14 protein-coding genes are annotated in these 18,239 nt (G+C 61.1%); 4 read left to right on the top strand and 10 right to left on the bottom strand.

Annotated features, from left to right (window positions below):
- Positions 1-60: 60 nt before the first annotated feature.
- Together PATSB16_RS20260 and PATSB16_RS20255 are read right to left on the bottom strand one after the other, a co-directional pair.
- The gene (locus PATSB16_RS20260; protein ID WP_418303874.1) at positions 61-4,812 is read right to left on the bottom strand and encodes a glutamate synthase-related protein; all 4,752 of its coding nucleotides are present in this window, start codon (positions 4,810-4,812) and stop codon (positions 61-63) included.
- Positions 4,813-5,197: 385 nt separating this feature from the next.
- Positions 5,198-5,914, bottom strand: a complete 717-nt coding sequence (locus PATSB16_RS20255) for a transposase (RefSeq protein WP_047215773.1) — start codon at positions 5,912-5,914, stop codon at positions 5,198-5,200.
- Positions 5,915-6,146: 232 nt separating this feature from the next.
- On the opposite strand from PATSB16_RS20255, the gene PATSB16_RS20250 reads away from it, so the two are divergent.
- The 3 genes from PATSB16_RS20250 (at position 6,147) to PATSB16_RS20240 (ending at position 8,471) form a co-directional block, all read left to right on the top strand.
- Positions 6,147-6,977, top strand: coding sequence for an OmpW/AlkL family protein (locus PATSB16_RS20250; RefSeq protein WP_047215772.1), 831 nt, complete (start codon positions 6,147-6,149; stop codon positions 6,975-6,977).
- 223 nt (positions 6,978-7,200) lie between these two features.
- Complete coding sequence (locus PATSB16_RS20245) at positions 7,201-7,920, top strand: OmpW/AlkL family protein (RefSeq protein WP_047215771.1); 720 nt, start codon at positions 7,201-7,203, stop codon at positions 7,918-7,920.
- Between the two features lie 176 nt (positions 7,921-8,096).
- A complete protein-coding gene (locus PATSB16_RS20240; protein WP_052892767.1) occupies positions 8,097-8,471 on the top strand; it encodes an ElaB/YgaM/YqjD family protein in 375 nt (124 codons plus the stop codon).
- Between the two features lie 55 nt (positions 8,472-8,526).
- Here PATSB16_RS20240 and PATSB16_RS20235 read toward each other — a convergent pair whose 3' ends face one another.
- From PATSB16_RS20235 to pilM, 8 genes are all read right to left on the bottom strand, one after another.
- Complete coding sequence (locus PATSB16_RS20235) at positions 8,527-9,660, bottom strand: deoxyguanosinetriphosphate triphosphohydrolase (protein ID WP_047215770.1); 1,134 nt, start codon at positions 9,658-9,660, stop codon at positions 8,527-8,529.
- 26 nt (positions 9,661-9,686) lie between these two features.
- Positions 9,687-10,763, bottom strand: coding sequence for a 3-dehydroquinate synthase (gene aroB / locus PATSB16_RS20230; RefSeq protein ID WP_047215769.1), 1,077 nt, complete (start codon positions 10,761-10,763; stop codon positions 9,687-9,689).
- 29 nt (positions 10,764-10,792) lie between these two features.
- Positions 10,793-11,407, bottom strand: coding sequence for a shikimate kinase (locus PATSB16_RS20225; protein ID WP_237170266.1), 615 nt, complete (start codon positions 11,405-11,407; stop codon positions 10,793-10,795).
- An 8-nt stretch (positions 11,408-11,415) separates the two neighbouring features.
- On the bottom strand, positions 11,416-12,849 hold the full coding sequence (locus tag PATSB16_RS20220) for a type IV pilus secretin PilQ (protein ID WP_083566620.1): 1,434 nt from the start codon (positions 12,847-12,849) through the stop codon (positions 11,416-11,418).
- The gene (locus PATSB16_RS20215) at positions 12,846-13,199 is read right to left on the bottom strand and encodes a hypothetical protein (protein WP_047215767.1); all 354 of its coding nucleotides are present in this window, start codon (positions 13,197-13,199) and stop codon (positions 12,846-12,848) included. Before PATSB16_RS20215 ends, PATSB16_RS20220 begins: the two co-directional genes overlap by 4 nt.
- Before the next feature lie 188 nt (positions 13,200-13,387).
- Positions 13,388-14,011, bottom strand: coding sequence for a type IV pilus inner membrane component PilO (locus tag PATSB16_RS20210; RefSeq protein ID WP_169834600.1), 624 nt, complete (start codon positions 14,009-14,011; stop codon positions 13,388-13,390).
- 29 nt (positions 14,012-14,040) lie between these two features.
- On the bottom strand, positions 14,041-14,634 hold the full coding sequence (locus tag PATSB16_RS20205; protein ID WP_169834599.1) for a PilN domain-containing protein: 594 nt from the start codon (positions 14,632-14,634) through the stop codon (positions 14,041-14,043).
- 41 nt (positions 14,635-14,675) lie between these two features.
- Entirely contained in the window at positions 14,676-15,647 is a 972-nt protein-coding gene (gene pilM, locus PATSB16_RS20200) for a type IV pilus biogenesis protein PilM (RefSeq protein ID WP_052892765.1), read from the bottom strand.
- 170 nt (positions 15,648-15,817) lie between these two features.
- Here pilM and PATSB16_RS20195 point away from each other — a divergent pair, with 170 nt between their 5' ends.
- Positions 15,818-18,202, top strand: a complete 2,385-nt coding sequence (locus PATSB16_RS20195; protein ID WP_047215762.1) for a penicillin-binding protein 1A — start codon at positions 15,818-15,820, stop codon at positions 18,200-18,202.
- Positions 18,203-18,239 lie beyond the last annotated feature (37 nt).

Raw genomic sequence — 18,239 nt, 5'->3', positions numbered from 1 at the left:
TCCGGCGCGCGATGCGGGTGCGGTGCCCGGCACCGCGGAACCGCATCGCTGGCAGCCGGTTCAAGCGGCCATGGCTTGTTTGGCGGCCGGCGCCTTGGCGGCCTTGGCCGCCATTTCGCCCAGCGCCCGCTTGTATTCGGTCGGGAATACCTTGACGAATTTGCGGCGTGCGCCGTCCCAGTCGGCCAGCAGCGCCTTCGCAAGCATCGAGCCGGTGAACTGGAAGTGCTGCTCGATGAGCTGGCGCAACTGCGCTTCGTCGGTCTGGGCGCGGTGCCACAGCGCGGCATCGACGGTGCGTTCCTGCTCGCCTTGCGGCAGCACCGGTTCGAGCGCCACCATCGCGGTGTTGCACTTGGCCGGGAACGTGCCGTCCGGGTCATAGACGTAGGCGATGCCGCCCGACATGCCGGCCGCGAAGTTGCGACCGGTTTCGCCGAGCACCACCACGGTGCCGCCGGTCATGTACTCGCAGCCGTGGTCACCAGTGCCTTCGACCACCGCAATCGCGCCCGAATTGCGCACGCAGAATCGCTCGCCGGCCACGCCGCGGAAGTAAGCGTCCCCCTCCAGCGCGCCATACAGCACGGTATTGCCGACGATGATGTTCTGCTCGGCCGCGCCACGGAAATCGTTGGTCGGCCGCACGATGATGCGCCCGCCGGACAGGCCTTTGCCGACGTAGTCGTTACCATCGCCGACCAGGTCGAGCGTAATGCCGTGTGCGAGGAACGCGCCAAAGCTTTGGCCTGCCGTACCCTTGAGCTGAATATGGATGGTGTCTTCCGGCAAGCCGTCGTGGCCGTAGCGGCGCGCGACCTCGCCCGAGAGCATGGCGCCCACGGTGCGGTTGACGTTGCGCACCGGCTGGATGAACGAGACATGCTCGCCTTTTTCCAGCGCCGGCATGGCTTTTTCGATCAGCGCATAGTCGAGTGCGTTGGCCAGGCCATGATCCTGCTTGTCGACGTGCAGGCGAGGTGCCGATGCCTCGACCGCCGGCAAATAGAAAATCCGCGAGAAATCCAGACCCTTGGCTTTCCAGTGCTCGATGCCCTTCTTCGTGTCGAGCAGGTCGGCTCGGCCAATCAGTTCGTCGAACGTGCGGATGCCGAGTTGCGCCATGATTTCGCGCACTTCCTCGGCCACGAAGAAGAAGTAATTGACGACATGCTCGGGTTTGCCTTCGAACTTGCGGCGCAGCACCGGATCCTGTGTCGCGACGCCGACCGGGCAGGTGTTCAGATGGCACTTGCGCATCATGATGCAGCCTTGCACGACCAGCGGCGCGGTCGCAAAGCCGAACTCGTCGGCGCCCAGCAGCGCGCCGATCACGACGTCGCGTCCGGTCTTCATCTGGCCGTCGGCCTGCACGCGGATGCGGCCGCGCAGGCGATTGAGCACCAGCGTCTGTTGAGTTTCGGCCAGGCCCAGTTCCCAGGGGGACCCGGCATGCTTGATCGACGACAGCGGCGAGGCGCCCGTGCCGCCGTCATGCCCGGCGATCACGACGTGATCGGCCTTGGCCTTGGCCACGCCCGCGGCCACCGTGCCCACGCCGACTTCGGAAACCAGCTTGACCGAGATCGACGCGTTGCTGTTGACGTTCTTCAGATCGTGGATCAACTGCGCCAGATCTTCGATCGAATAGATGTCATGGTGCGGCGGCGGCGAGATCAGCCCGACGCCAGGCACCGAGTAACGCAGCTTGCCGATGTAATCGGAAACCTTGTGCCCAGGCAACTGGCCGCCCTCGCCGGGTTTGGCGCCTTGCGCCATCTTGATCTGGATCTGGTCGGCCGACACCAGGTACTCGGCGCTCACACCGAAGCGGCCAGACGCAACCTGCTTGATCTTCGAGCGCAGCGAGTCGCCTTCCTGCAGCACGATGTCGCGCGCGATCACATCCTGGCCAACGATCCCGGCCAGCGTCTCGCCCTGCTTGATCGGAATGCCCCGCAACTCGTTGCGGTAGCGGCGCTCGTCCTCGCCACCCTCGCCGGTATTCGACTTGCCGCCGATGCGGTTCATCGCAATGGCCAGCGTGGTATGCGCCTCGGTCGAAATCGAACCCAGCGACATGGCGCCGGTGGCAAAACGCTTGACGATTTCCTTGGCGGGTTCCACCTCGTCGAGCGGAATCGCCCGGCTGGGGTCGACGCGGAATTCGAACAGGCCGCGCAAGGTCATGTGGCGCTTGCTCTGATCGTTGATCAGGTTGGCGTATTCCTTGTACGACTGATAGGAATTGGCACGCGTCGAGTGCTGCAGCCTGGCGATGGCATCAGGGGTCCACATGTGCTCTTCGCCGCGGATGCGGTAGGCGTACTCGCCGCCCGCGTCGAGCATGTTGGTGAGCACCGGATCGTCCCCAAAGGCTTCCTTGTGCAGGCGGATCGCCTCTTCGGCCAGTTCGAAGATGCCGATACCGCCGACGTTCGACGCCGTGCCGCGGAAGTATTTGTCGACCAGCGTCTGCGACAGGCCGATGGCCTCGAAGATCTGCGCGCCGGTGTACGACATATAGGTCGAGATGCCCATCTTGGACATCACTTTTTGCAGCCCCTTGCCAACCGCCTTGACGTAGTTTTTCACGGCCTTTTCCGGCGACAGTTCGCCAGGCAGGCCCTTGGCCATCTCATAGATGGTTTCCATCGCCAGATAGGGATGCACGGCTTCGGCGCCATACCCGGCCAGCAGGGCGAAATGATGCACTTCGCGCGCCGAGCCGGTCTCCACCACCAGGCCGGTGCTGGTACGCAAGCCATGCGCGACGAGGTGCTGGTGAATGGCCGAGGTGGCCAAAAGCGCCGGAATCGCGACATTGTCCCGGTCGGCACGGCGATCGGACACGATCAGGATGTTGTAGCCGGACTTGACCGCGTCGACCGTCTCTGCGCAAAGCGATGCCAGTCGGGCTTCGATGCCTTCCTTGCCCCACGAGACCGGATAGCAGATGTTCAATTCGTACGAGCGGAATTTGCCGCCGGTGTACTTGTCGACGTGGCGAATCTTCGCGATGTCCTTGAAATCGAGCACCGGCTGCGGCACTTCCAGGCGCATCGGCGGGTTGATGTTGTTGGTATCGAGCAGGTTCGGCTTGGGCCCGATGAACGACACCAGCGACATCACCATGTTTTCCCGGATCGAATCGATCGGCGGGTTGGTAACCTGCGCGAACAACTGCTTGAAGTAGTGATAGAGCGTCTTGTTCTTGTTGCTCATCACGGCCAGCGGGCTGTCGTTACCCATCGAGCCGACCGCCTCTTCACCGTTGGTGGCCATCGGCGCGAGCAGGAACTTGACGTCCTCCTGCGTATAGCCGAATGCCTGCTGCAAGTCGAGCAGCGGCGTGGTGGCATCGTGCTCGGCCGCCACGTCTTCCATTTGCGAGGTAATTTCATCGAGCTTGACGCGCACTGCTTCGATCCAGCTCTTGTAAGGCTTGGCGTTGGCCAGATTGTCCTTGAGTTCGCGATCGTCGATGATGCGGCCCTGTTCCATGTCGATCAGGAACATCTTGCCCGGCTGCAGCCGCCACTTCTTGACGATCTTCGATTCCGGGATCGGCAGCACGCCGGCCTCTGAGGCCATGATGACGATATCGTCGTCGGTAATGCAATAACGCGCGGGACGCAGGCCGTTACGGTCCAGCGTGGCGCCGATCTGACGGCCGTCGGTAAAGGCGATCGCCGCCGGGCCGTCCCACGGCTCCATCATCGCCGCGTGATACTCGTAGAACGCGCGCCGATTGTCGTTCATCAGGGTGTGCTGTTCCCACGCTTCGGGAATCATCATCATGACCGCGTGCACCAGCGGATAACCGGCCATTGTCAGCAGTTCGAGGCAGTTGTCGAACGATGCGGTATCGGATTGCCCCGGATAGATCAGCGGCCAGAGCTTTTGCAGGTCGTCACCGAGCACCGCGCTCGAAATGGCGCCGGTGCGCGCATTGAGCCAATTCACGTTGCCCTTGACGGTGTTGATCTCGCCATTGTGCGCCACCATCCGGTACGGGTGCGCCAGCTCCCAGGCGGGGAAGGTGTTCGTCGAGAACCGCTGATGCACCAGCGCCAGCGCCGAGACCGTACGCGGGTCGGCCAGGTCGCGGTAGTAGCGCCCCACCTGATCGCACAGCAGCAAGCCCTTGTACACGACGGTGCGGGCCGACATCGACGGCACGAAGTATTCCTTGCCGTGCTTGAGATTGAGCTTCTGGATGCGGTGGCTGGCGGTTTTACGGATTACGTAAAGCTTGCGCTCGAGCGCATCGGTCACCATGATGTCGCGGCCACGGCCGATGAACACCTGGCGGATCACTGGCTCGGTGGCTTTCACCGCAGGCGACATCGGCATATCGTGGTCGACCGGCACGTCGCGCCAGCCCAGCACGATCTGCCCCTCAGCCTTGACCGTGCGTTCGAGCTCCTGCTCGCACGCCAGTCTCGACGCATGTTCTTTCGGCAGGAAGATCATGCCGACGCCGTATTCGCCGGCCGGCGGCAGCGCCACGCCCTGCTGCGCCATTTCCTCGCGATAGAACTGGTCGGGAATCTGCAGCAGAATCCCCGCGCCATCGCCCATCAGCGGGTCGGCACCAACCGCGCCGCGGTGATCGAGGTTCAGCAGAATCTTCAGACCTTGCGCCACGATGTCGTGGCTTTTATGGCCTTTGATGTGCGCCACGAACCCGACACCGCAGGCGTCGTGTTCGTTCTGAGGGTCGTACAGGCCCTGCGGGGCAGGAGCCACGGATTCTTGCGTCAGCTGCTCCGCTTGGGCCGCCGCGATCGGTTGCTGTTTCTTTTCCACGTGATACACCGTCTGTTTTATCGTGGCAACTCGAACGAGTCGCCGAATTAAGTGGGGTCATGCGACCGGGCGTGGCCGGCACAGGCGTCAGGCATGAGCTTGCGCACTGCACAAACGTGCTGAAACTGGAATATACGCGATCGATCAAGCAAATACAAAATTTTAAATTAGGGTCGGGAACAATTAAAAATCTCTCGCCGGTGGAATCCCGCATTAATTAGGGTCACATTAAAAACAATAGATTAATCAGTGGGTAATGGGCACCTGCGAGAGCCACTGCGACGAGGCACCGTCGATCGGGATCAGATGGATTTTGGAGTGCGGCGGCGAACTGCCCGGTACGGCTACCGATCGATCAGCATACCCGCCAGGGCTCGGCCAGCGATCAGTTGCTCGAATCGACCGGGTTGGCCGGTTTGTCGCGCCGCGGCCGCCCTCGCGAGAGCGGCGCGATACGGCGATTGGCCAGCATCGCCATGCGTTGCCGGTAAGCATCGTCGCCCAGCAGCCAGCCTTTTTGGGTGGCTTCGCGAATGGCTCGCAGATCGCCCTCCGGCAATGGCTGCGCAAACGACTCCCGGTAGACGCGCTGGCGTTCGAAAGGCGTATTACCGAGCGCCCAGTAGAGCGGATGATCGGTAATCAGGCTATCGACGCTCAGTCCGACGTGATGCGCATAACTGGACCAGCGATAGGATTCCGGCGTGTCACACAAACCTGCGCGAACCGGGTTCAGTTCAATGTAGCGGCTACATACCAGCAGATAGCGTTCGGCCTCGATAACGGTCGCACGATAGCGTCCTTCCCACAATGAACCAGTGCGCTGATGCCGTCGATTGAAGTGGAGTACGTAATGACGTCCAACAGCCTGCAGCGTCACCGGCAGGCTGCGCTCATCGCCCGGCGTTGCGAGCAGATGCATATGGTTCGGCATCAGGCAGTAGGCGTGAATAGCAAGATCATGCGTCCTGGCCGCCTCTTTGAGCCAACCAAGAAAAGCCTGGCGATCCTCATCGTCGACAAAAACATGCTGCCTGTTATTGCCGCGCAAAATGATGTGCTGCGCCTGCCCTGCAATGAATAGTCGTGGAAGTCGCGCCATAGTCGGTTTACGCCACAAGAACAGATCTCTCGATTTTCGAGCGATTTTAGGTCATTGAAATTTAAAATTTATGATTTTATAAACAAAAAAATCCACCACAAGCCATTGATTTACAAGGACATTCTTTATTTTTACAAATTCGTGTAATTCCTCTACTTTCCTTCTTTTCCAAGAATAAAATCCGTGTGCATAATGCCCGAAAAATCAAATGAAATGTCTGGGAGGACGACAAATGAAAATACGGATCTTGATGTCCGTGATGGCGGCATTCGCCATCTCGATCGGCACGGCACACGCTCAGCAGGCGGGCGACAACATGGTGAACTTCGGGTGGATGCACATTGCCCCGCAGGACTCCAGCTCGCCCATGACGACCAGCGTCAACCAGCAATTCCTCGCGCCCTTGGTCGTACCCGCCAACTTTACATCGCCTGGCACCGGGGCCTCCGTGAGCAACGGCGACACGGCAGCCCTGGTGTTCACGCACTTTTTCACGGATAACATCGCTGCCCAGATGGTCACGGGCATACCACCCACGTTCCAGCTGACCGGTCATGGCGTGATCGCGCCCCCTGGCATCGCGGGCGCGCTGTCGAGCATCGACATCGGCGCTCCCAACAACAATCCGATCGTGGGAAGCGTCAGGCAATGGAGCCCGGCAGTGGTGCTGCAATACTATTTCGGCGAGGCACAATCCCGTTTGCGCCCGTTTCTTGGCGTCGGCGTCAGTTACACGTTCTTTACGAATATCAAGCTCAATCCGCATTTTGAGAATGAGCTAAATCAAAACTTCGGCAGTGTGTTGACCACGCTGTCCGGCCGCACGGGCCCGACATCCGTCGAAGCGTCTTCATCGCCGTCGTGGGAACCGGTCTTCAACGCCGGTTTATCATACGCCATCAACAAGCACTGGTTCGCCAGCGCGTCGGTTTCTTATGTGCCGCTCAAAACGACGGCGACCATAAAAATCAAGGCAGCCGATGGGACGGTGCTGTCGACCAGCGACGCCAACATCAAAATCAATCCGATCGTCACTTACCTTTCGCTCGGTTACCGTTTTTAGCCGATGCTTGGCATGCTGTTCGGGCGCAACCGGCGACTGCGCCCAAACAGCGCGCCAAAATCGCAAATTTGGAAACCGAATTCATTCAGTTTGGTGCATTAACAACGTTAGAGCACGTCCTCCAGCCCTACGCTATTCAGAAGGCTGTCTGATCGGCATAATTGCCAAGACTCTTGGTCATCGTGTATTTAGACAATAAAGATTTTTAGGAGGAGCGCATCCCATGAAGTTAAAGCATCTCTGCCTTGCGGTCGTTACCTTGTTTGCCACTGCCGGCGCTTATGCGCAATCCGCGGGAGACACTGTCGTCAATACTGGCTGGTTCCACATTGCTCCCCAGGACTCAAGCCAACCGCTCAGCGTCAGCGGTGCGCAGATTCCCAACACGGGTGCGAGCGTCGACGACGCCGATACGTTCGGGCTTACGGTAACTCATTTCTTCACGGACAATATCGCGGCTGAAGCCGTCATGGGGATTCCGCCGAAATTTCATCTGAGCGGTCAAGGCATCCTGGCGTCGCCCGCCATCAACCCGCTTGGCGACGCTCGGCAGTGGAGCCCGGCACTCTTGCTCAAGTACTACTTTGGTAATGCTCACTCGAAGCTGCGCCCCTACCTCGGCCTTGGGGTAAGTTACATCTGGTATTCGGATATTCACCTGAATCCCGCGTTCCAGCAACAGGTCAGCGGCTTGATCAGCCGCGGCACGACCACCGCTTTGCCGACGAGCGCAAAACTCTCGAGTTCGTGGTCGCCGGTCTTCAATGCCGGCCTCACCTACAATTTCGACAAGCATTGGTCGGCAGGTTTTTCGATTTCGTATCTGCCGTTCAGCACCAAGGCGACGCTGACCACCAGCACGCCGGCCGGGCCCGTGACGAGTACGACGAAGCTCAAGCTCGATCCGTTCGTGACCTTCCTGTCGATCGGCTATCGTTTCTGATTGGGCAATTCGCTACGAAAAGCGCCGCCTCCGGGCGGCGTTTTGCATGATCTGGATCAGCAAATATTGCCCATCGGGTATACGCTCAGCGTTCGCTCCCACATAATTTGACGCATACAAGATGTACTGGCTTGAATCGTCGGGGGACTTATTCTCCATCCAAGAGGGAGCTAACCATGAGTATGTCTACCAAAGCCAATCACGCACTCGAAGACGGTCTGGACGAAGCGAGGTATGTCGGACGCAGAGTCGTGCGGGCCACGCGCAGAGCCGGTGACGACGTCGCGGATCGCGTGCGCGACCTGCTCGACGAGCTGGAATTTGCTCTCCAGCATGGCAAGGATGCGGACATCGATCAATTACGCGAGGCGCTGCGCAGCAAACTCGCATCGGCGCGCGAGGATTTTGGCGACGCGCGAACCCGTTTGCGCCGTAAAGCCGATTTCGCCTGGCATGAAGCCGATACCTATGTGCATGATCGGCCGTGGCAAACGATCGGTCTGGTCGCCGGCTTCGCTCTGTTGCTCGGCTTTGTCGCCGGTCGTTCCTAGCGATCCCCTGGCACGAATCGGCGTGCAATTTTACTGCCGATGATTTGACCGCTGGTTATACGGGGTCCACGGAAAACAGCCGCCGATATTCGCGGATCGCGTAGCGGTCGGTCATGCCCGCCACGTAATGGGCAATCCATCGCGGCTGTTGTGTCATGTCCTGCGTACGGTACTGCGGCGGCAACAGTCGCGGATCGTCCATAAAGGCTTCGAACAGCTCCGTGATGATCCGTTGCGCCTTGCGACTCATGCGCATCACCACGTAGTGGCGGTACAGGTTGTCGAACAGAAACCGCTTGAGTTGCCCCGCTTCTTCACGCATTGCGGCGCCAAAGGTGACCAGGGCAGGCGCGCTCCTGACATCATCCGGCGTGGCGGGAGCCGCTTGCCGGATACGCGCTTCGGTCGCGGCGATCAGATCGACGATCAGCGCGTTGATGATGCGCCGCGTTGTTTCATGCACCAGCCGACGTCCGGACAGATCCGGGTAAGCAGCGCGGGCCTGCTCGAAAAACCTTCGCCATAGAGATACTTCGTCGAGTTGCTCGAGACTTATCAGGCCCGAACGCAAGCCATCGTCGATATCATGATTGTTGTAGGCAATCTCGTCGGCCAGATTCGCAATCTGGGCTTCGATGCCAGGCTGACGTCCGCTCAAAAAACGCTCGCCAAGCGCACCGAGCGTCGCGGCATTGGCCCGGGAACAATGCTTGAGAATGCCTTCACGGGTCTCGAAAGTGAGGTTCAAGCCGTTGAAGGCGCCGTAACACTCCTCCAATTCATCGACAACGATCAGACTTTGCAGATTGTGCTCGAAGCCGCCGTGCTCACGCATGCAGGCATTCAGGGCGTCCTGGCCAGCATGCCCGAATGGGGTGTGTCCAAGATCGTGGGCCAGCGCAATGGCCTCGGTCAAATCTTCGTTGGCGCGAAGATTGCGGGCAATCGAACGGGCAATCTGGGCAACTTCGAGGCTGTGCGTCAGGCGGGTTCGAAACAGATCGCCTTCATGATTGACGAAAACCTGGGTCTTGTATTCAAGGCGACGGAAAGCTGTGGAGTGAATGATGCGGTCGCGGTCGCGCTGAAACTCGCTGCGCGTTGGCGGGACCGGCTCCGGATGCGAGCGGCCGCGCGATGTATTCGACCGCGCGGCATAGGGCGCCAGCATGGCCTCGATGTCATTCATGCGTCCACCCCACCGGGCCCGGTCGCCTAGACATTGGCGTGCAGTGTCGCACGCAACGCCTCATCGGGCGCAACAGTTACGACGGCACTGCCCAATCGATCGAGCAGCACGAAGCGGATCTCACCGCCCTCGGCCTTTTTGTCGACGTGCATCAGTTCGATGTAGCGATCTTCGCCCAGTGCCGGCCCCTTGACGGGCAAGCGTGCGGCCGCGACCAGCGCCGCCATTCTCTCGGTCAAGTCGGCAGGTGTCAGTCCCATGCGGCAAGACAAATCGGTCGCCATCACCATGCCGCACCCAACTGCCTCGCCGTGCAGCCAGGCACCGTAACCCAGGCCAGCCTCGATGGCATGACCGAAAGTATGGCCGAAATTCAGAATGGCTCGCAGACCACCCTCGCGCTCGTCGCGCGCAACCACGCTCGCCTTGATTTCGCACGACCGGCGCACCGCGTGAGCAAGTGCATCGACGTCGCCGCCGTTGAGCGCATCGATATGTGCCTCGACCCAGGCAAAGAACTCCGCATCGGCAATCGCGCCGTGCTTGATGACTTCGGCCATACCCGCGGCCAGTTCGCGCGCAGGCAAGCTCGCCAGGGTGCTCACATCGGCAATCACCGCGTTGGGCTGCCAGAACGCGCCGATCATATTCTTGCCGAGCGGATGATTGATGCCCGTCTTGCCACCCACCGACGAATCGACCTGAGCCAGCAGTGTCGTGGGCACCTGAACAAAAGGCACGCCGCGCATATAGCAAGCGGCGGCAAAACCCGTCATATCGCCGACCACGCCGCCGCCCAGCGCCACCAGCGTGGTCTTGCGGTCGGCCTGGGAAGACAACATGCTGTCGAATATCTGATTCAGGGTTTGCCAATTCTTGTAAGCCTCGCCGTCAGGCAGTACGACGGTGCGTACCTGCTTGCCGAGTGCTTCGAGCGTGCGAACCAGACGAGCCGCGTAGAGCGGCTCGACGGTGGTGTTGGTCACGATGACCGCTTGGCGGCCAGCCACATGGGGAGCAAACAACTCCGGCTGGTCGAGCAGGCCGGTGCCGATATGAATGGGGTAGCTGCGCTGCCCAAGGTCAAGTTTTAGCGTCGTCATGACCGCTATTATGCCGCGTTTGCCCGCGCCTATTCGCCGGCCTTCGGCGGGTGCTCGGCATGGTCGTCCGGCGTGTTCGGCGAATCGGGTGCCGGCGAGGCATGAATGCCAGCCATTTCGAGTTGCATCAACACCGTGTGAACCAATGCATTGATGCTCGGGCGGCCGGTCTCGATGACGAAATGAGCGCACTCGCGGTAAAGGGGATCGCGCTCGGCGTAGAGTTGCTCGAGTCTGGCTCGCGGGTCACCGGTCTGGAGCAGCGGACGGTTTCGATCGCGGCGGGTTCGCAGCCAGAGGTCGTGGGGATTTGCGCGCAGATACACCACGACGCCACGGCTCTTGAGGTGCATGCGGTTCTCCGCCTTGAGCACCGCGCCACCGCCAGTGGCCAGCACAATGCCATTGCACTGGGTCAGCTCATCGATGACCTGGGCTTCGCGCACACGAAACCCCGCCTCCCCCTCGTGTTCGAAGATGACGGGAATGCGTACTCCAGTTTTCGCTTCGATTTCGTGATCGGAATCGAAAAACGGACGACCAAGACGCCGCGCCACCCATCGGCCGACGGTGGTTTTGCCAGCGCCCATGAGCCCGACGAAAAAAACATTCCCTTGCATCGATTCGTGCGACAAAGATTCCATTTCCGGCATCATACCGGGTTCTGCACACCCTGTGAGCCCCCCGGGGGTACCGCTTCCCGCGCTTCGGAAACCGGTGCCTGCTCAACGATGCTCGGCGTGATGAACACCAGCAGTTCCCGTCGATTGCGAACGTCGGCCTGATTTCGAAACAAGGCCCCGAGTACTGGCAAATCGCCCAGCACGGGGACTTGCGTGACCGTTTTCCGCTCTTCTTCCTGATAAATGCCGCCAATGGCAACGGTTCCCCCGTTTTCTACCAGCACTTGCGTGCGCACGTGCTTGGTGTCGATGGCGTAACCATTGGCCGTTTGCTGGCCCACGCTATCCTTGTTGACATCGACGTTCATCACCACCTGTCCTTCGGGAGTAATTTGCGGTGTCACTTCAAGGCGAAGCTTGGCCTGGCGAAACTGAATCGTGGTAATGCCGTTGCCGGCCGAAACCTGATATGGCAGTTCGGTACCCTGCTCTATGACGGCCTGAACTTTGTCGGCGGTGACAACGCGAGGACTGGAAATGATTTTGCCGTTTCCGTCGGCCTCCAGTGCCGACAATTCGAGTTGAAGCAGGCGATGCGCGGCACGTCCGAATAGCGTGATCGCCAACGACGGCGCGACAAAGCCGTTGATGCCGGTCGCGGGCAGATCAAGAAAATGATGGTTGGGAACAGGGCCGCCGGGGCCGGCTTGGAAGGCGCTATTGCCCGCGGGCAACGTCTCGCCAGGCGCAGATGGACGGGCGAATCCCAATTTGACGCCGAGGTTGCGACTGAACCGGTCGTCGGCCTCGACGATGCGCGCCTCGATCAACACCTGCCGCACGGGCACGTCGATCCGCTCGATCAGGTCGGCAACCTCCGTCAGCTTGTCGGGCACATCCGCAACGAACAATTGGTTGGTCCTGGCGTCGGCGGCAACCGAGCCGCGCTTCGACAGCAAGCGATGCCCTGCCTCCCCGATCAGGATTTTGCGCAACTCCACCGCTTTTTGATAATTCAGTTGAAAGCCCCGGCTGGCAAGCGGGATGAGATCGCCGGCCTGCTGGGCCGCCTCGAATTTTCGTTTATCGCGCACCGCCAATTCGTCGCGGGGCACGATCCACATTACATTGCCAAAGGTTCGAGTCGCCAGGTGCTGGGTATCCAACAGGAAGTCCAGCACCTGATTGGCGGGCATCTGCCTGGCGCGCAGTGTCACGCGCCCATTCACCCCTTCGCCGATCGCCACATTGGCGCCAACCAGGTCGGCATATGCACGCAGTACGGCTGTCACTGGCGCACTGCGCAAATTCAGCGTCAGGCGTGCCTCGTTGGGCTCGGGCAACGCCCGATCGTCGATTGGCGCCGTCGTCCCGGCGAGCGCGGCGACAGGCCAGGCCAATGCGATGCCAAGCCACCGGCCAATCGCCATCCGGCGCTTTGGGGTCGGCACCGGTGTATTCATGGTACGCCGTCGACCATTGTCAGGCGGTACGTCGCAGGCGGCCCCCTTTCCTGTTCGCCGTCGACGTGCCGCAGCTCGACGATATCGTCATGGATTGCCGAGACGACCCACTGATCACCGCCGACTGGGTGTCCGAGCCCCACATGGTGCACGGCATTGCCAACCAGCAACAGCGCGACACTGCGAGTGCCCCTGCGCAGCGTGCCGATCAGTTGAATTTCATCCGGAGACGTCGCGGCCAGCACCCCGCGCGACGGCGTCGCCTGGCGAGTCGCCGGCACCCGCGTGGCGCGAGGCGGCGTTCCCCGCCCGACGAAAAATGGATCCGGTAGCTCACCGGCGAGATGCATCCGCTCATTAGCCGCCGGCAACTCGGCCAGCGCCGGTAGCGCCGGCTGGGGACTTTGCGCTGCGACGCGGTCGGCATCGGCCCGCCACTCCCGCAAGTCAGTCAGAGGTTCAGAGCGACACCCGCCCACCGCCACGCAAAGCAACACGACAACCCGCGACCGACGATATGTCACCCAGTATTGCCGGATCATCTCGGCGCCTCGGCAATCGGGTTCGGCGGCGATGCGGGATCCGCATAGGCTTGCGCCGAGAGCATCAGGCGCAGCTCAGGCGGCAGATGGCTGGCGCTCTCATGCCGAGGCGACGCCGTGATCTGCAGTGCATCGAAAACGACAACGCGCGGCAAAGCGGCCAGAGCGGCCAGAAACCCTGCGACGTCATGATATCGGCCACCGGCCTGAATCTCGAACGGCACAACGCTCAGGTGTTCTTTCGTCTCGGGCTTGCTCGGTCGAATCGCCTCAAATTGCATGCGATGCGCCTGACCGAGTCGATGCAGCTTCTCGAGCAAACGCTCGGCACCAGAGTCGGTTGGCAGGCGATCGCGCAATGCGCTCATCCTGGCGGTCATCGCGACATGCTGGTCACGCCATGACTGCAGCGCCGCCGCTTGTGCGGCTCGTTGGCGATACGTTGCCTTGAGCGATGCCTCTTGTCGCTCATGTGCAGCGAGCGATTCCATTTGCGCCTGGACAACCAGCGACCACGTCGCCACGCAAGTGATGAGACAAACGACGAGTCCGAGGCCACACTGCGCCAGTGCCGGCCAGTCGCTCGGCGCCATACGTGCAAGGTCAGTCAGAGACCGCATGCGGCGCGCGACAGACAAAGGAGATAACGTCATGACACCGCCAATCGATCGACGCGGCCGGAGTTCGCCGGCTCGACATCGGGGGATGACACGAGACTCGCTCCGGCATCAGTGTGACCCGGTGCAAGCGGCTTGACGAGGATATGAATTTCAAATGCGAATCGGGACGAATCGGTCGCGTCGACAACCGCCTTGGTTTCGACGAGCGACGTGTCGGAACCCCAGAGAAGATCGGCAAGCTGCCGCCGGTATTGCAGAATTGCGGCCTGTGCGTCGGCCCGCCCGGATAGGATCAGCCGCCCATCCTGATAACGCATTGCCTGAAGATGCACGGTCGGTGGCGTGATTTTCGCCAAGTCGGTGAGGATGACGCCCCACGGTGGCTGCTGTCCGGTCAAGCGCTGCAATCGGCCAACCTGCTGCTCATACTGCTCGATGGACTTCTCTATTCGAAGACGCTCCCGCAATGACGGTTGCAACGCGGCGAGCGCTTCGCTCACGAATTCGTTGCGCAGATCCTGCCGAACAATGCGCCGCTCGAGCACGGCCCAGGCCGCCGCCGAGACAGCCAGACCGCTCGCCGCGGAGATCAGCAGAATGCGCCGCAAGCTGCGGCTGCGCATCGCTCGTCGCTGCGCCCGCGACGGCAGCAGATCGGCCGACCTCATGAAACAATGCCGTGCATTGCCAACCCGCAGGCGGCGGCGTAAGCAGAGCGTTGCACCACCGGAGGTAACGTGGCGCCCCCCGACGCGGACAACTTCGAAAATGGATCGAAATTCGCGGTCGGCAAGCGCGTGATTTGCCCGATCGCCTCCTCCAGGCCGGGTTGTCCCGCGCCTTCGCCGGCCAGCCACAGCCCGGTGACGATCACCGGCAACCGCGGCAAGGCCTGAGCCACGCTCCGCCCCGCCGCAAGCCAATGGGTCGCGTCGTCGCCATCAACGGGGGTCGCAAGAGTATCTTCAGACGGCAAATTCTGCTCTGCAACCAGCCGCGATCCATGAAACACCGAAAGATAAGCACCGCCGCCATCCATCGCAAGCAAGCCGCATGACGCGCTTGCCGGCGCGCCTGCGGCCGGCTGCGCGTGGACGAAGGCACGCTGCACCGCCAGGCGCTCGGCGTCGATCGCATGCGGCGCCAGACCCGCGGCTTCCGCAACCGCGGCACGTTCATCGACACAGTCATCGAGCGCGGCGATCAACAATCGCCGACCACGCTTGCCGCGCGAGTGGACACCGCCGGCGATCATGTCGTACCGCACGGACATTGCGTCGTTGCCGAGCAGGTGCGCTGCGTGCGCCTCGATCGTCGGCGCTGCCAGACACCACGTTGCCGGCAGCCACCGCCGCGCCAATTGATGCTCCGGCAACGCCAGCACCGCGGGCGGCCGCCCTCGGGGCCCCACCCATTCCTGCAATGCCGCGACGACTGCGTCGAACTGAACGATCCGACCGCCGTCCATCGTGCCATGTGGCAGAGCGAGCTCGCTGGCATGCTGCAACGAAAGCTCGCCGCCAATTGGGGCGAGTGCCACCAGCCGTATCGCGACGTCGCCGATATCCACACCGAGCAACTCGCGGGGCCGCTTCGAGCGGTGAACCGCGGAAATGAAAAGCGAGACGAATGACAAGTCAGTCAACTCCGAGCGTGAAGGCCCAAGGCAAGGCTCGCCAATGATTCGACGAATCCTAAGTAAATGACGTATGCGGGGAAATAGTCCCACTCTGAAACCCCCACCCATCGGACAGGAGCGCGAACGACGAGGGCTATAATCTCAGCACTGCTTAGTTCGCTTTTCATATGGTCAACCACACCCCTGCAGGCAAGCGGCGCACCAATCGCCCCTCTCGCAAGACACGCTCGCCGGCGGTTTCGGTCGCCCTCTGGCTGGGCGGCCTGATCGCCGCCCTGACGTTGGTTGGCGCGCTGCTGACGGCATACGCGCTGGTGGTCATGACGCCGCATCTGCCGTCGCTCGACAGCGTCGTCGACTATCACCCGAAGATTCCGCTGCGAATTTATACCGCCGACGACGTGTTAATCGGCGAGTTTGGCGAAGAGCGCCGCAATCTGGTCCGTCTGCAGGATATTCCTGCGGTAATGAAGCAAGCCGTGCTGGCGATCGAGGACGATCGTTTTTACCAGCATGGGGGTGTCGATTACATCGGCATTTTGCGTGCCGGGGTCGCCAATCTGATCAGGGGCGGCTCTTCCCAGGGCGCGAGCACGATCACGATGCAGGTGGCGCGGAATTTTTTCCTGTCGAGCCAAAAAACCTATACACGGAAAATTTACGAAGCACTGCTCGCCTACAAGATTGAATCCCGCCTGACCAAGGACCAGATTCTCGAGTTGTACATGAATCAGATTTATCTTGGTGAGCGCGCCTATGGCTTCGCCAGCGCTGCCCGCGTGTATTTTGGCAAGGATCTCAAGGACATCACGCTTGCCGAGGCTGCGATGCTCGCCGGTCTGCCAAAAGCGCCCTCGGCCTACAATCCGATCGTCAATTTCAAGCGCGCCAAGATACGTCAGGAATATATCCTCAAGCGCATGCTCAACCTGCACTACATTACCCAGACGCAGTATGACGAAGCGATCGCCGAGCCAATCAAAGTGCGCAGCCTCGGCAACGAGTTCAGCGTCCATGCGGGGTATGTGGCCGAGATGGTGCGCCGGCTGCTGTACGCGCAGTACAAGGACGAGATCTATACGCGCGGCTTCAACGTCTATACGACGATTACCTCCGCCGATCAGGAAGCCGCTTACAACGCGGTGCGCGCAGGGGTAATGAACTACGAGCGCCGCCACGGCTATCGCGGGCCGGAGGCGAATATCGATCTGCCGCGCGACGCCGACGCACGGCAGCAATTGATCGACGATACGCTGGCGGAGCACCCCGACAGTGGCAAGCTCGTCGCCGCGGTGGTGTTATCGGCCACTCCACAGAAAGTGACGGCCGCGTTGCTCAGCGGCGACGAAATCGCGATCACCGGGGCCGGCCTGCGTTTTGCCGCGGCGGGCCTGAGCGCGAGCGCGCAGCCCAAGCAGCGCATCCGTCCGGGCTCCGTGATTCGCGTCATGCAGGACGCGAAGCAGGATTGGCAGATCACCCAAATGCCTGAGATCGAGGCAGCGTTCGTCTCGCTCGATCCGCGCAACGGAGCCATCCGCTCGCTGGTTGGCGGTTTCGATTTCAATCGCAATAAGTTCAACCATGTCACGCAAGCCTGGCGCCAACCCGGCTCCAGCTTCAAGCCCTTCATCTATTCAGCCGCGCTGGAAAAAGGCTTTGCGCCGACCACCATCATCAATGACGCCCCACTTTATTTCAGCGCGGCGCAAACGGGCGGCCAGCCATGGGAGCCCAGGAATTATGGCGGTGGCTTCCACGGTCCGATGACGATGCGAACCGCGCTCATGAAATCGCGCAATCTCGTATCGATCCGGATTTTGCAGAGCATTACGCCAACCTACGCGCAGCAATTCATTACGCGCTTCGGCTTCGACGCCGACAGGCACCCGGCCTATCTCCCCATGGCGCTCGGGGCCGGCGCGGTCACGCCATTGCAAATGGCCACGGCTTACGCGGTATTCGCCAATGGCGGCTATCGAATCAATCCCTTCATCGTGGCCCGCATCACTGATTCGCGTGGGCACTTGCTGATGACGGAAAAGCCGGTGCAGGCCGGCGAGCCGTCACATCGTGTGATCCCTGCCGGCAACGCGTTCATCATGAACAGCATGCTGCATGACGTGGCGACCCGCGGCACCGCGGCAAAGACCAATGCGCTCAAGCGCGACGATCTGGCCGGGAAAACCGGCACCACCAACGACTCGCACGATGCCTGGTTCGCGGGCTATCAGGCGCACCTGGTCGGCATTGCATGGATCGGCTTCGATCATCCGCGCAACCTCGGCGACCGCGAGACCGGTGGCGGGCTGGCATTACCGATCTGGGTCGATTACATGGCGAAGGCGTTGCGAGGCGTGCCGGAGCAGACGCAGTCCATGCCGGCCGACGTCATCATGACCAATGGCGATTACTACCTGGATGAATATCCGCCGGGCAAAGCCGTTACTTCGGTGGGCATGAACAACGAGGACGGCTCCGGCGAGCCGGCGACGGCACCGCCGGACACTCGGGAGCGTCAACGCATTATCGATTTGTTCAAAAACCCATGAACCGTCGGGTGCTTGCGTGAAACGGCTCGGCCAGGCG

The sequence above is a fragment of the Pandoraea thiooxydans genome (assembly GCF_001931675.1).
GTDB lineage: Bacteria > Pseudomonadota > Gammaproteobacteria > Burkholderiales > Burkholderiaceae > Pandoraea > Pandoraea thiooxydans.
This window is presented reverse-complemented; position numbering and strand designations above follow the sequence as displayed.